At 68.2% G+C, this 14,428-nt stretch carries 11 protein-coding genes; 8 read left to right on the top strand and 3 right to left on the bottom strand.

Translation table 11 applies throughout. The features are described from left to right. Positions 1-91: 91 nt before the first annotated feature. Positions 92-2,251 (bottom strand): prolyl oligopeptidase family serine peptidase, encoded by a 2,160-nt coding sequence (locus ACW178_RS02835; RefSeq protein ID WP_492024838.1) that lies wholly within the window; start codon positions 2,249-2,251, stop codon positions 92-94. Positions 2,252-2,342: 91 nt separating this feature from the next. After that, positions 2,343-3,137, bottom strand: coding sequence for a potassium channel family protein (locus ACW178_RS02830; RefSeq protein ID WP_287103777.1), 795 nt, complete (start codon positions 3,135-3,137; stop codon positions 2,343-2,345). 41 nt (positions 3,138-3,178) lie between these two features. Here ACW178_RS02830 and dapF point away from each other — a divergent pair, with 41 nt between their 5' ends. From dapF to ACW178_RS02805, 5 genes are all read left to right on the top strand, one after another. After that, positions 3,179-4,009: a diaminopimelate epimerase gene (gene dapF, locus ACW178_RS02825; RefSeq protein WP_287103775.1), complete on the top strand. Its 831-nt coding sequence runs from the start codon at positions 3,179-3,181 to the stop codon at positions 4,007-4,009. A 139-nt stretch (positions 4,010-4,148) separates the two neighbouring features. After that, a complete protein-coding gene (locus ACW178_RS02820) occupies positions 4,149-6,506 on the top strand; it encodes an NADP-dependent malic enzyme (protein ID WP_492024837.1) in 2,358 nt (785 codons plus the stop codon). A gap of 2 nt (positions 6,507-6,508) precedes the next feature. Then, entirely contained in the window at positions 6,509-7,381 is an 873-nt protein-coding gene (gene rsmI, locus ACW178_RS02815; protein WP_336969429.1) for a 16S rRNA (cytidine(1402)-2'-O)-methyltransferase, read from the top strand. Beyond that, the gene (locus ACW178_RS02810; protein ID WP_007390284.1) at positions 7,378-7,797 is read left to right on the top strand and encodes a YraN family protein; all 420 of its coding nucleotides are present in this window, start codon (positions 7,378-7,380) and stop codon (positions 7,795-7,797) included. The genes rsmI and ACW178_RS02810 overlap by 4 nt, the downstream gene beginning before the upstream one ends. A 9-nt stretch (positions 7,798-7,806) precedes the next feature. Further along, positions 7,807-8,622, top strand: a complete 816-nt coding sequence (locus ACW178_RS02805; protein ID WP_287106270.1) for a transglutaminase family protein — start codon at positions 7,807-7,809, stop codon at positions 8,620-8,622. Here ACW178_RS02805 and ACW178_RS02800 read toward each other — a convergent pair. Further along, entirely contained in the window at positions 8,619-9,872 is a 1,254-nt protein-coding gene (locus tag ACW178_RS02800) for a UbiH/UbiF/VisC/COQ6 family ubiquinone biosynthesis hydroxylase (protein WP_492024836.1), read from the bottom strand. The genes ACW178_RS02805 and ACW178_RS02800 overlap by 4 nt on opposite strands. Positions 9,873-10,005: 133 nt before the next feature. Between ACW178_RS02800 and ACW178_RS02795 the strand changes: the two genes are divergently transcribed. From ACW178_RS02795 to ACW178_RS02785, 3 genes are all read left to right on the top strand, one after another. Further along, on the top strand, positions 10,006-12,441 hold the full coding sequence (locus tag ACW178_RS02795; protein WP_492024835.1) for a DNA translocase FtsK: 2,436 nt from the start codon (positions 10,006-10,008) through the stop codon (positions 12,439-12,441). A gap of 187 nt (positions 12,442-12,628) precedes the next feature. Next, the gene (locus ACW178_RS02790; RefSeq protein WP_287104979.1) at positions 12,629-13,327 is read left to right on the top strand and encodes a LolA family protein; all 699 of its coding nucleotides are present in this window, start codon (positions 12,629-12,631) and stop codon (positions 13,325-13,327) included. A 256-nt stretch (positions 13,328-13,583) separates the two neighbouring features. Beyond that, positions 13,584-14,381, top strand: coding sequence for an exodeoxyribonuclease III (locus ACW178_RS02785; RefSeq protein WP_152949271.1), 798 nt, complete (start codon positions 13,584-13,586; stop codon positions 14,379-14,381). Positions 14,382-14,428 lie beyond the last annotated feature (47 nt).

Below are 14,428 nucleotides of genomic sequence, written 5' to 3'. Positions count from 1 at the left end.
CGCCCATTCGTACTGAACTCGATCCCAGCCGCCGAACCTCGCGAAAGCACTGGGTCCCGGCTTTCGCCGGGATGAGCGGAAAGAAAAGACCCTATTCCTTCGCCGGCGTGTCCATCAGCCGGCGCGACAGATAGGTGTATTCCAGCGCCAACCGCCGCGCCGTCTCTTGCAGGTTGGCCCCCGCCGCATGGCCGCCGTCGGTGTTCTCATAGAAGAGCACCGGATAGCCCAGCTCTTCCAGGCGCGCCGCCGCCTTGCGGGCGTGGCCCGGATGGACCCGGTCGTCCTTGGTCGAGGTGTGGATGAAGACCTCCGGATAGGGCTGGCCCGCCCGCAGGTTTTGATAGGGCGAATACTGCTGGATCCAGGCGCGCTGCTCCGGAATCTCGGGATCGCCGTACTCGCCGATCCAGCTGGCCCCGGCTAAGAGCTTGTGGAAGCGCAGCATGTCGAACAGGGGCACCTGAATGACGGCCGCATTGATCAGGTCCGGGCGCTGGGTCAGCATCGCCCCCATGAACAGGCCGCCCTGCGAGCCGCCCATGATCCCCAGCTTCGGCTGGCTGGCGATCTTGCGGGCGATCAGGTCCAGGGCCACGGCCTGGAAGTCCTCGTGCGCGCGCTGGCGGTTCTGCTGCAGGGCCGCCTCGTGCCAGCGCGGGCCGAACTCGCCGCCGCCGCGCGTATTGGCGATGACATAGACCCCGCCCCGCTCCAGCCACAGCTTGCCGATCGTGGCCGAATAGCCGGGCAGCAGCGAGCTTTCGAAGCCGCCGTAACCGTACAGCAGGGTCAGGTTGGACCCGTCCAGCGGCATGTCCGCCTTATGGACCACGAAATAGGGGATCATCGTCCCGTCGGCCGAACGGGCCTCGTGCTGCTCCACCGTCATGCCGGTGGCGTCGAACTTGGCCGGCATCGACTTGACCTGATCGACCGCTCCGGTCGCCGCATCGGCCAGCCACAGACTGGACGGGTTCAGATAGCCGGTGACGCTGACGAAGACCTTGTCGTCGATCTCCGAGGCCGAACCGACGCCGACCGAGACGTTCTGCGGCAGGTCCAGGGTCGAATAGGTCCACTCGCTCTCGCCGGGACGATAGACCCGCACCGAACCGCGCACATTGTCGTACAGGGCCACGACCAGGGTGTTGCGGGTGGCGTTCACCCCCTCGACCGCCTGACGTTCCGTGGGACGCAGCACCAGGACGGCGGGGGTGGCGGGGTCTTCCAGCCAGGCGTCCAGCGGCCAGGCGATCAGGTCGCCGCTCTTGAAGTCCTGCCCGGACGGCGCGGTCCAGTCCTGTTTCAGCGACACCACCAGCTTGCCGGCGACCAGGCCGGTGATGTCCGACTTGGCCGGCAGGGCCAGTTTGACCACGGCCCCATCGTCGGTGACGCGATAGGTCTCGGACGAATAGAAGTCGATCGACCGGTTGATCAGGGTCGCCTTCAGCACCCCGTCCGCGTCGCGCAGCGTATAGCCGGACACCGACACATCCGTCGGCTCGCCCATGAACAGGACGTCGGCCTGATCCAGATTCTCGCCGCGCCGCATCCGCTTGACCACCATCGGATAGCCCGAGTTGGTCAAGGTGCCGGGGCCGAAGTCGCGCGCGACCAGAAGGGTGTCCTTGTTGATCCAGCTCGCCCCGCCCTTGGATTCCGGCAGATAGATCCCGCCTTCGACGAAGCTGCGGGTCACGCTGTCGAACTCGCGCAGGGTCACCGCGTCCTTGCCGCCGTTGGACAGGCTGATCAGGCAGTAGCGCTCTTCGGGGGCCAGGCAGGTCGAGCCCTTGTAGACCCAGTTCGCGCTCTCGGCCTCGGCCAGGGCGTCGATGTCCAGAACCGTCTCCCACTGGGGCTCGGCGGTCTTGTAGGAGTCCAGGGTCGTGCGCCGCCAGACGCCGCGCACATGCTGGGCGTCCTGCCAGAAGTTGTCGATATGGCCGTCGTGGGTGAAGCCCGGCGCGGGGATGCGGTCGCGCGACTGGACGATCTCCAGCGCCTGCTGGTGCAGGGTTTCATAGCGGGGATCGCCCTGCAGCACGCCCAGGGAATGGGCGTTGTGCGCCTTGACCCATTCCATGGCCCGCTCGCCCTCGACCTCCTCCAGCCAGACATAGGGGTCGCTCGCCTCGCTGGTCGCGAAGGCGGGGGCGGAGGAGGCGGTCTGGGCCATGGATACCGAGGTCAGGCTGGTGGAGGCGAGAAGGGCCGCGAGCACGGCGGCGGATGAGCGGATCATGGACAGTCCCCGGAATTGAAGACCGGCACCTTAACGGCGGTCGGCCGGGCGACAAGGCGACGAATCCGCCCTTACGGTTTTGTCATCTTTCTCAACCCTCGTCGGGGATGCAGATCAGGTTCCCGCAGGCCTTGCAGTGCACCGCGTCGGGATCGTGCGTCTGGAGGCCGCAGCGGTCGCAAGGGTGGCGGACCTTGTGCGGCTTGATCAGGGCCTGGGCCAGACGCAGGAACAGGGTGATCCCCACCAGCATGATGGCGATGGACAGAAGCTTGCCCAGCGGCCCCGGCAGGGTGACGTCGCCGAAGCCGGTCGTCGTCAGGGTCGCCACGGTGAAATAGAGGGCGTCGATATAGCCGCTGATCCCGTCGTGTCCCCGGAAGGTCGCATAGACGAAGCCGGTCACGACGAAGACGAAGGTCACAAGGCCCGACAAGGCTCGCACTATGGCCTCGACGCGGGTGTCGTCGAACCGCGCGCCCACCGTGCGCCAGAAGAAGTCCGAGTTCAGCAGGGTCCAAAGCCGCAACATCCGCAGGAAGCCGAGATTGAACAGCCAGGCCGGGAACAGCAGGGTCGCCAGGACGAAAAGATCCAACCAGACGATCGGCTTCTTCAGCCAGTCGCGAACATCCGAATAGGCGTAGGCCCGCGCCGCCAGATCGGCCGCCAGCAGGGCGGCGATCAGATAGTCCAGAACATAGAAGGCCCAGCCCATGTTCTTCAGGATCGGAGCCGCCAGGAAGAAGGCGATGATGGCGAAGTCGATGACGATGACCGTCAGCCGGAACTTCACCGCCGCCGGCTGACCGCCGTGATAAAGATATCGGAGCCGTGCGCGCAGTCGCAGGCCGTCGTCCTTGGAGTCGGTTTCGGTCTGGGACACAGCGGTTTCCGGACGGCGGGGATTGAGCCTATATGGCCTGCATGACCCGTCCTTTCGTCAAGATGAACGGCGCCGGCAATGACTTCATCGTCATCGACGCGCTGAAAACCCCGTTTCGTCCGACCGAGGACCAGATTCGCGCCCTGGCCGACCGGGCCACAGGCGAGGGGTTCGACCAGCTGATCGCCATCGAACCGTCCGACACGGCAGACGCATTCATGCGGGTCTGGAACGCCGACGGCTCCATGGTCGAGACCTGCGGCAACGCCCTGCGCTGCGTCGGCTGGCTGTTGATGCAGGCCAAGGGTTCCGACCGGGTGGTCATCGACACCGCCGCAGGCCCGACCACGGCGTCCCGCGCCGGCGACCACAGGGTGACGGTCGATATGGGCCGGCCCCGGCTGAACTGGACCGAAGTCCCCCTGGCCGAAGAGATGGACACGCGCGGCATCGAGCTTCAGCTCGGCCCCATCGACGCGCCGATCCTGCACACGCCGGGCGCCGTCTCCATGGGCAATCCGCACGTCGTCTTTTTCACCGACCGGCAGGACGACGCCTTCGTGACCGGTTCCGGCTCCCTGGTCGAACACCACCCCCTGTTTCCCGAAGGGGTCAATGTCGGCTTCGCCCATGTGCTGGACCGGGGCCACATCCGGCTTCGGGTCTGGGAGCGGGGCGCCGGCCTGACCAAGGCCTGCGGCACCGGCGCCTGCGCGGCCCAGGTGGCGGCCGTCCGACGCGGTCTGACCGACCGTAAGGCCACGGTCGTGGTGGACGGGGGCGAGCTGACGATCGACTGGGACCCGGCGACGGATCATGTGCTGATGACCGGCCCGGTCGAGGTCGAACGCACGGGCGCGCTCGCCTTCTGAAAGCCCGGTGGTTGACGCTGACGCGAAGGGAAACTTGCGCGCGCGTCTGTGAACCTTCCGGGGCGTCAAGGCTTGGCGCGGCCCTTCCCAAGCTCTAGGACACGAACGGTTACAGCTGCGCCGAACCCTGGACGTCCCGATGCCCGATCTGACAGAAAAACAGACCTTCTCCGACCAGGAGGCGCTGGATTTCCACCGCATCCCCACGCCGGGGAAGATCTCGATGGCCCCGACCAAACCGATGGCGACCCAGCGCGACCTGTCGCTGGCCTATTCGCCGGGCGTGGCCGTGCCGGTCCTGGCCATCGCCCAGGATGCGGACAAGGCTTACGAATACACCTCCAAGGGCAATCTGGTCGCCGTCATCTCGAACGGCACCGCCATCCTGGGCCTGGGCAATCTGGGCCACATGGCCTCCAAGCCGGTGATGGAGGGCAAGTCGGTCCTGTTCAAACGCTTCGCCGATGTGGACAGTTTCGACGTCCAGGTGAAGACCACCGATCCGGACGAGTTCATCACCGTGGTGAAGAACATCGGCGACACCTGGGGCGGCATCAATCTGGAGGACATCAAGTCCCCCGAATGTTTCGTCATTGAGAGCGAACTTCAGGACCTGCTGGACATCCCCGTCTTCCATGACGACCAGCACGGCACCGCCATCATCTCCACCGCCGGCCTGATCAACGCCTGTCATGTCGCCGGCAAGCGGCTGGACGAGGTCAAGGTGGTTCTGGCCGGCGCCGGCGCCGCAGGCCTGTCCTCCATCGCCCTGATGAAGGCCGCCGGGGTCAAGGCCGAGAACACGGTCATCTGCGACAAGGACGGCGTGGTCTACAAGGGCCGCGAACACGGCATGGACCAGTGGAAGGCCGCCCATGCGACCGACACGCCCCACCGCACCCTGGCCGAGGCCATGGTCGGCGCCGATGTGGTGCTGGGCCTGTCCGCCAAGGGCGCGATCACCAAGGAGATGGTGGCCTCCATGGCCCCCAATCCGATCATCTTCGCCATGGCCAACCCCGATCCCGAGATCACGCCGGAAGACGTCAAGTCGGTCCGGTCCGACGCCATCATCGCCACCGGCCGCTCGGACTATGTGAACCAGGTCAACAACGTCCTGGCCTTCCCCTATCTGTTCCGGGGCGCCCTGGACGTGCGGGCGCGCCGGGTGAACCATGAGATGAAGGTGGCCTGCGCCCAGGCCCTGGCCGCCCTGGCGCGCGAGGACGTGCCGGACGAGGTCGCCGCCGCCTATCGCGGCCGCAAGCTGAAGTTCGGCCCGGACTACATTATCCCGACCCCCTTTGATCCCCGGCTGATCTGGTACATCCCGCCCTTCGTCGCCCAGGCGGCGATGGATTCGGGCGTGGCCCGCGTCCAGATCGACGACATGGACGCCTATCGCAATGCCCTGCGCTCGCGCGTCGATCCGTCCGCCGCCCTGATGCAGAAGATCAACTCGGCCGTGCGCGGCGGACCCAACAAGCGCATCGTCTTCGCCGAGGGCGAGGAGCCGGCCGTCATCCGCGCCGCCTGGGGCTTCAAACAGGCCGATCTGGGCACCCCCATCCTGGTCGGACGCGAGGATCTGATCCGCCAGAACGCCGCCGAGGCCGGGCTGAACTTCGACGATCTGGGCATAGAGATCACCAACGCCCGCGTCTCCGGCCACAATGTCGAGGACACCGACTGGCTGTACGAGAAGCTGCAGCGCCGCGGCTATCTGCGCCGCGACGTTCAGCGGATGATCAACCAGGACCGCAACTATTTCGCCGCCACCCTGGTCGCCAAGGGCCGGGCCGACGCCATGGTCGCCGGCGTCACCCGCAACTTCAACATGGCCCTGAAAGAGGTCCAGCGCGTCCTGGACGTGGACGACACCCTGATCGGCCTGTCGATCCTGCTGGCCAAGGGCCGGACCCTGTTCGTCGCCGACACCACCATTCACGAACTGCCGGACGCCGCTGAGCTGGCGGACATCGCGATCAAGGCCGCCGAGACGGTGCGCAAGCTCGGTCGCAATCCGCGCGTGGCCTTCCTCAGCTATTCCACCTTCGGCAATCCGCCCGGCGACCGGGCCGAAAAGGTTCGCGAGGCGATCCGCATCCTGGACAAGAAGGGCGTCGACTTCGAATACGAGGGCGAAATGCCCCCCGAGGTCGCCCTGGATCCGAAGGGCCATCCCGCCTACGCCTTCAACCGCCTGACCAAGCCGGCCAACGTCCTGGTCATGCCGGCCATCCACTCGGCCGCCATCTCGACCAAGCTGGTCCAGGCCTTGGGCGGCGCGACCGTCATCGGACCGCTGCTGGTCGGGCTGGAGAAGCCGGTCCAGATCGTCTCCCTGGGCGCTTCGGTCAGCGAGATCATCACCGCCGCCACCTTCACCGCCTATGACGCCGGCCCCGCCTTCCAGGGCTCGGGCCTGACCTCGGCGCCGCGTCCGCCCGCCGCCGTGGTCGAAAAGCCGAGCACGGCGGTGCCCCCCACCGTCTGATCATGAGCGAACCCGGCCTCTTCCCCCCCGCCGCCCCCCCGCCCCGGCGGGTGGAGCCGGGTCTCTATCTGGTGGCGACGCCGATCGGGAACCTGCGCGACATGACGCTCAGGGCGCTGGACGTGTTGGCCGCCGCCGACCTGGTCCTAGCCGAGGACACCCGCGTCACCGCCAAACTCCTGTCCGCCTACGGACTGAAGGCGAAGCTGGAACGCTGCGACGACCACGCTTCCGGTCGTGCGGCCGAACAGGCGATCGAGCGCCTCCGGAGCGGCGAGGTGGTGGCCTTGGTCTCCGACGCCGGCACGCCCCTGGTGTCCGATCCCGGCTTCGTCGTCGCCCGCGCCGTCATCGCCGAGGGCCTGCCGGTCCACCCCATTCCCGGCCCGTCCAGCCTGCTGGCCGCCCTGTGCATCGCCGGCCTGCCCGCTGACCGCGTCCTGTTCGCCGGCTTCCTGCCGCCCAAGACCGCCGGGCGGACCGCCGCCCTGGAAGGGCTGAAAGGCCAGCGCCAGACCCTGGTCTTCTTCGAAAGCGGGCCGCGCCTGCGCGACAGCCTGACCGACATGGCGGCCGTTCTCGGCCCTCGCCCGGCCGCCGTGGCGCGTGAATTGACCAAGCTGTACGAAGAATGCGTGCGGGGATCGCTGGACGAACTGGCGGTCGATCCCCGACTGGATGCGCCCAAGGGGGAGATCGTCGTGGTCATCGGCCCCGGCGAGGCGGAGGAGGCGACCCAGGCCGACGCCGACGCGGCCCTGACCGACGCCCTGACCCGGCTTTCGACCGGAGAAGCCGCCTCAGAAGTCGCCCGCGCCCTGGGCCTGAACCGCAAGACCCTGTACCGCCGCGCCCTGGAGCTTCAGGGCAAGTGAGCCCCCGCCTGCCCCGCCCGACGCCAGAGCGACGTCCGAAGGCGGCCTGGCGTCAGGCCAAGGGGGGCGCCGCCTTCAAGGCCGGCCATGCGGCGGAATGGATCGCCGCCCTCTGGCTGATGCTGAAGGGCTATCAGATTCTGGGGTTTCGGCTGAAGACCCGCTCCGGCGAGATCGACCTGCTGGCCCGTCGCGGCCGAATCCTGGCTGTGGTGGAGGTCAAGCGCCGCTCCCGGCTCGACCTCGCCGTCCTGGCGCTGAAGCCCACTCAGCACGATCGGCTGGTTGCGGCGGGCGAGGCCGTCCGCCGCAACCGCCCGGCCCTGCAACCCCTTGAACTGAGAATTGATATGGTGGCGCTGGCTCCCAGTCGATTTCCGCGTCATCTTCGCGGCGTTCAGAGGCGCGGGAACTGAAGGGATCGCATGACCCGGGAAGAAGCCGAGGCCATCCTGACGTCGGCCGGTGAGGGCGGCGACGAGGGCTTCCCCCTGCTGGAGGCGGCGATCGCCTGCGCCATCCACGATCATCCCTTCCGTGACCCCCAACCCGTCCGCACCCTGGCCCGCAGCGCCTGTGAAAGGCTGAAGGAGCGGGTCGGGGGCGAAAGCCCGGACGAGGCCCTGTCCGAAACCATGGCCGCCGACCTGCGTCTGAACGGCGACCTGCTCCATTACGACCATCCCGCCAATACCGACCTGATCGAGGTGGCCGAGCGGCGGCGCGGCCTGTCCGCCGCCCTGGCGGTCTTCTATCTCCACGCCGCCCGTGCGGCGGGGCTGAAGGCGGCGGGTGTGGACTTCCCCGGCCATTTCCTGGTCCGCGTCGAGACGGCCGAGGGTCCGGTCGCGCTCGATCCCTTCAGCCAGGGTCGGCTGGTCCTGCCCAGCGAACTGACCCGGCGGGCGCTTCGGGCCGGTCTGACGCCGCACGTCGCCGACCGGCTGGACCTGTTGATGGCCCCGGTCAGCGACCGTCAGGCCTTGATCCGGCTGCAGAACCTGCTGTTCAGCCGCGCCATCCGCAGCCACGACTATGAGGCGGCCGAACGCTCGGCCCTGCGCCGGGCCCTGCTGGACCCGCAAGACCACCGGCCCTGGCTGGACGTCGCCGCCGCTCGCGAGAAACAGGGCGCCCTGACCGGTTCCCTGGAGGCCCTGTCTCGGGCGCGCGGCCTTGACGGCGTCGAAGAAGCGCGTCGATCGACGACCTTCGAGCGCGTCCGAATGCGGCTGAATTAGACCGGTTCGCCGCGCAGCAGCCGCGGCAGGTCGCCGGTCGCCCCGCCCGCCTCCTGCATGAAGGCCCGGCGCAGCGGCCCGATTCGGTTCACCGCCGCCATCCCCAGATCTCGCATCAGCCGGACCGGACCGATGTCGTTGGAGAACAGCCGCACGAAGGCGTCGAAGCCGGCCGCCAGGGCCGCATTGTCGAACCGGCGCCAGCGAGCGTAGCGTTCCAGCACCGTCTCGGCCCCCAGGTCCTCGCCCAGGCGCGCGGCCTCGGCCAGAACCTCGGCTAAGGCGGCGGCGTCCTTCAGCCCCATGTTCAGGCCCTGGCCCGCCACCGGATGCACCCCATGGGCGGCGTCGCCGATCAGGGCGAGGCGCGGCGCGACCAGTTTTTCGGCCAGGCTGAGCGACAGCGGATAGACGAAGCGCGGCCCCTCGACCGAGACCCCCTCCAGAAAATCCCCGAACCGCCGCATCAGATGCGACTGGAAGGCCGCGTCCGAGGCGTCGCGCAGGGCCTCGGCCCGCCGCGTCGTCTCGGTCCAGACCAGGCTGGCCCGCTGATCGGTCAGGGGCAGGATGGCGAAGGGGCCGCTGGGCAGGAAATATTCGTGGGCGACATTGCCGTGGTCGCGGCCCAGCCGGACCGTGGCCACCACCCCGCTCTGACCATAGCCCCAGCCGACCGTCTCGATCCCGGCGGCGCGGCGCACGATCGAGCCCCGGCCTTCCGCCCCCACCACCAGGGCGGCGGTCAGAATCGACCCGTCGGCCAGGGTCACGGTCGCCTTGCCCGCATCCCGCTCGACCGAGACGACCGAGGCCGGCGCCCGCACCTCGATCCCCGCCGCCGTCACCGCCTCGGCCAGGGCCGCGCGGATCCGCCGGTTCTCGACCATATAGCCCAGGGGCTCGCCCCCGGTTCGCCCACCGATCTCCTCGGCGTCGAAGCGCAGGAAGGCCGGCGACGCCGCCCGGCTGGCCGCGCCCGGCCGACGGCCGTCCGTGACGAGAATGTGATCCATCCGGCAGGCGTGGGGCCGCAGGGTCTCGCCCAGGCCCAGGGCGTCCAGCATGCGGAAGGTGGAAAAGGCGATCGCCGTCGAACGCCCGTCGAAACTCGGCGCCAGCTGGGCGCTGAACGGCTGGGGATCGACCATCACCACCTTCAGCCCGCCCTGCGCCGCCGCCAGGGCGAAGCTCGCCCCGGCCAGGCCCGCGCCGGCGATGATGATGTCGTAGCGTTCGGTCTCTGCCATGGCAGGCTTGTCGCGCCGCACGCTCAAAAGGTCCAGAGGACGGTTTGTCTCCGGCTCCTGGTAAATGAGCCCTTAACCCTGGGGATGCGACAAGGCGGGTCGAACGTCAGCCGCCCGGAAGGTCTCGCCTTTCATGTCCACCGCCCTCGCCGTCGGCCGCCAGGCCTGGATCAGCGCCCGCATCCTTTGGGAGGCGCCCTTTGTCGTGCGTTTCCGGGGTGTGCTTCAGGCCCTGCTGGCGACCCTGCTGCTGATCGCCCTGATCTCCTGGAATCCGGCGGACGCCAGTCTGAACGCCGCCTCCAGCCTGCCGACCACCAACTGGCTGGGGGCGAACGGCGCCCTGTTTGCGGACCTGTTCATGCAGTCCCTGGGCCTGGCCGCCTGGCCCGCCGCCCTGCTGGCGATCGCCTTCGGCCTGGCCCGCGCCATCGGCGACGCCATCCAGCAACGTCTGAAACCCAGCCCGATCAAGGCCCTGTCGGCCACGGCCGGAACCCTGCTGTTGTCCGGGGCCCTCGCGGCCCTGGCCGCCCCCGCCGCCTGGCCCTTAGCCGCCGGCCTGGGCGGTCTGTGGGGCGACGCCTTCACCGGCCTGACCGCCCAGGGCCTGGCCGCCCTGAGGATTCCCGGCGGGCGGATCATCGCCGGATTGCTGTTCCTGGGCGGCGGCCTGTGGCTGACGGGCTTCGCCATCGGCTTGCGCGCCATGGACTTCATCGACGCCCTGCACTGGGGCCGCTCGCTGCGCGCCCCCGCCGCGCCCCCGCCTGCCGTCGCTGCCAAAAAGCCGCGCGCCCCCGCACGCGAAAAGGCGGCGCCCAAGCCCGAGGTTCGCACGCCCGCCCCCGCCCCGGACGCCGCCGTCGCGCCGGATCAGGACGCCGACGGTCCCCAGACGGCCTATGACGACCTGCCGCCCTGGGAGGAGGAGCCCGCCCCCGCCGCCCGCGCCGCGCCGCGGGCGGTCGAACCCCGCGTGGCCGCGGTCAAGGCGCCCAAGCCGCGCAAGGAAGATGTCGATCAGCAGGCCTTCGTCTTCGACCGTCCCGAAGGCGCCTTCGACCTGCCGCCGCTGGGCATCCTCACCAAGCCCGCCCAGCGCGTCGGTTCGGTGGATGAGGACTCCCTGAAGCAGAACGCCAAGATGCTGGAAGGCGTGCTGCAGGAATTCGGCGTGCGCGGCGTGATCGACCAGATCCGCCCCGGCCCCGTGGTCACCCTGTACGAGCTGGTCCCCGCCCCCGGCGTGAAACACGGCCGCGTGGTCGCCCTGGCCGACGACATCGCCCGCTCCATGTCCGCCCGCGCCTGCCGGATTTCGGTGGTTCAGGGCAGGAACGCCATCGGCATCGAACTGCCCAACGCCAAGCGCGAGACCGTCTATCTGCGCGACCTTCTGTCCAGCGCCGAATACGACAAGAAGGGCCACCTGCTGCCCCTGGCGCTCGGCGAGACCATCGGCGGCGAACCCTATGTCGCCGACCTGGCCCGCATGCCCCACCTCTTGATCGCCGGCACCACCGGCTCGGGCAAGTCGGTCGGGGTCAACGCCATGATCCTGTCGATCCTGTATCGCCACAGCCCGGCCGAGTGCCGCTTCATCATGATTGACCCCAAGATGCTGGAGCTGTCGGTCTATGACGGCATCCCGCACCTGCTGGCCCCGGTCGTCACCGATCCGAAGAAGGCCGTCGTGGCCCTGAAATGGACGGTGCGCGAGATGGAGGACCGCTATCGCCGCATGTCCAAGCTCGGCGTGCGCAATGTCGCCAGCTACAACGAGCGCGCCCGCGAGGCCCAGGCGAAGGGCGAGCATTTCGAGCGCACCGTCCAGACCGGCTTCGACGACCAGGGCCGCCCCGTCTATGAGTCCGAGAAGATCCGTCCCGAGCCCATGCCCTATCTGGTGGTGGTCATGGACGAGATGGCCGACCTGATGCTGGTCGCTGGCAAGGATGTGGAAGGCGCCGTCCAGCGCCTGGCCCAGATGGCCCGCGCCGCAGGCATCCACCTGATCATGGCGACCCAGCGCCCGTCGGTGGACGTGATCACCGGCACCATCAAGGCCAACTTCCCGACCCGGATTTCTTTCCAGGTCACCTCCAAGATCGACAGCCGGACCATCCTGGGCGAACAGGGCGGCGAACAGCTGCTGGGCCAGGGCGACATGCTCTATATGGCCGGCGGCGGCCGCATCACCCGCCTGCACGGCCCCTTCGTCGACGACAAGGAGGTCGAGGACGTCTGCAAACACCTGAAGGCCCAGGCCGAGCCCGACTATCTGGACCTGATCACCGACGAACCGGACGGCGACGGGGACGGCGGTTTCGACGAGGGTGGAAACGGCGGCCCAAATGGGAGCGGGAGCGACGATCTGTACGACCGCGCCGTCGCCGTCGTAACCCGCGACCGCAAGGCCTCGACCTCCTACGTCCAGCGTCGTCTGCAGATCGGCTACAACCGCGCAGCCTCCCTGATCGAACGGATGGAGCAGGAAGGCGTGGTCAGCCCCGCCAACCACGCCGGCAAGCGCGACGTTCTGGCCGGCCCGCCGCCGATGGTGTGAGCCAAGCCGAGGAACGGCTGCGCCTTCGAGCCGTTGTCTGACCCGCCGTCGCGTCCAAGCTTCAGCATTTTGATGAACAGGGCTTCATCGGAGCGCCGGAATATGGTCAGGCTCGCGTCATTCCGACGCCAAGCCGATCGGGCAAGACGGCGGCATCGCTGACCATCCCGAACGGGAGACTGACTTCATGACCACCACCGCCGTCGCCGAGAGCCTCGCCGCCCCGATCGACGCCGCCGTCGATTCCCAACGCCGCGCCCTGCTGCTGGGCGCCGGACTTGTGACGGGCTTGGCCGCCCTGGGGATGTTCGACGCGGCCCAGGCCCAATCCAATCTATCGGCCGAGGATCGGGCGGTGGTTCAACGGGCCCAGACCTATCTCCAAGGCCTGACCTCGGCCCAGGGCACGTTCGTCGAGACGGGTCCGGGCGGACAGCGCCGCGAGGGCCGGTTCTATCTGCAGCGCCCCGGCAAGATGCGGTTCGAATACACCAATCCGGCCGGTCTGCTGGTCGTGTCGGACGGCTACAACGTCAAACGCTATGATCCGCGGCTGAACAATTTCCAGCAGGTGCCGCTGGGACGGACGCCCCTTTCGACCTTCCTTGCGCGCAATGTGCGGCTGGACCAGGGCGTCCGGATCGACCGCGTCACGCGGATGCAGTCCGGCGCCTTCGCCATCACCGCCCGCGACGCCAATCGGCCCAACGACGGCCAGGTGGTTCTGGCCTTCGCCGGTGATCCGATCCGCCTGCACGAATGGACCATTTCCGACGCCCAGGGATCGCGGACCCGCACTCAGCTGACCTCGCTTCAGCCTGCCTCCGGCTTGGCGGCCAGCCTGTTCCAACTGCGAGACCCTACCCGCCGACCCGGTCGGAACTAGCGCCTGTAAGAGCGGAAGTCGCGAATCACCGGTATCCGTCCGTTGCCGGAGAATCACGGCCAAGCGAGAAATGTGACAATTTGACCTTTTCCTTCGGTCGTGACATCTAGAACACAGAGCGGCGGCGGCCGCTCTACCGCCCGGATGCATCCCCCTCCCCGGCGGCGAGAGAGACGAAACTGGATCGGCCCGGCCCGCAGAGGCCGGGCCTTTTTTCTGGGTGGTTCTTCCGGAGCGCGGCCTGTTAAAGCGAAGCATGACCCTTCGCCTCGCCACCTGGAACATCAACTCCGTCCGCCTGCGCATCGATCAGGTCGCCCGGTTCGTCGCCGAACGGGCTCCCGACGTTCTGATGCTGCAAGAGATCAAATGCACGACGGATCAGTTCCCGCGCGCCGCCTTCGAAGAGATGGGCCTGCCTCATATGCGTGTCGCCGGCCAGAAGGGTTGGCACGGGGTGGCGATCGCCAGCCGCCTGCCGCTTGAGGACAGCGAGACCTTCCAGGTCTGCAAACTGGGCCACGCCCGTTGCGTCTCGGCCCGGGTCGCCGGGATCGACGTTCAGAACTTCTATATTCCCGCCGGCGGCGACGTGCCCGACCGGACGCTGAACCCCAAGTTCGATCACAAGCTCGACTTCTACGAACAGCTGACCGAGATCGTCGCCCGACAGGATCGGTCTCGCCCCCTGGTCATGGCCGGCGATTTCAACATCGCACCGGGCGAGGGCGACGTGTGGAACCACCGCTACATGTCCAAGATCGTCAGCCACACGCCGATCGAGGTGGAGGTGCTGAACCGACTTCAGGCTACAGGCGGCTTCGCCGACGTGCTGCGCGACCGTTTCCCCGAACCGCAGAAGCTGGCCAGCTGGTGGAGTTATCGAGCCGCCGACTTCCGCAAGTCGAACCGCGGCCTGCGCCTGGATCATATCTGGACCTCGCCCGGCCTGACCCCGGCCGTCATCAAGGACACGGCCCGGATTCATGATGACGTCCGCGAGTGGGACCGGCCGTCCGACCATGCGCCGGTGACGGTCGATTTGTCCGTCTGACCCCGACAACTGTCCCACAAGCGTCGCACAAGCTTAGCCTTTCAGGC

It is taken from the genome of Brevundimonas sp. AVps4 (assembly GCF_058681525.1).
The sequence above is the reverse complement of the archived record's forward strand: the minus strand, read 5'-3'. Positions and strand labels throughout refer to the sequence as shown.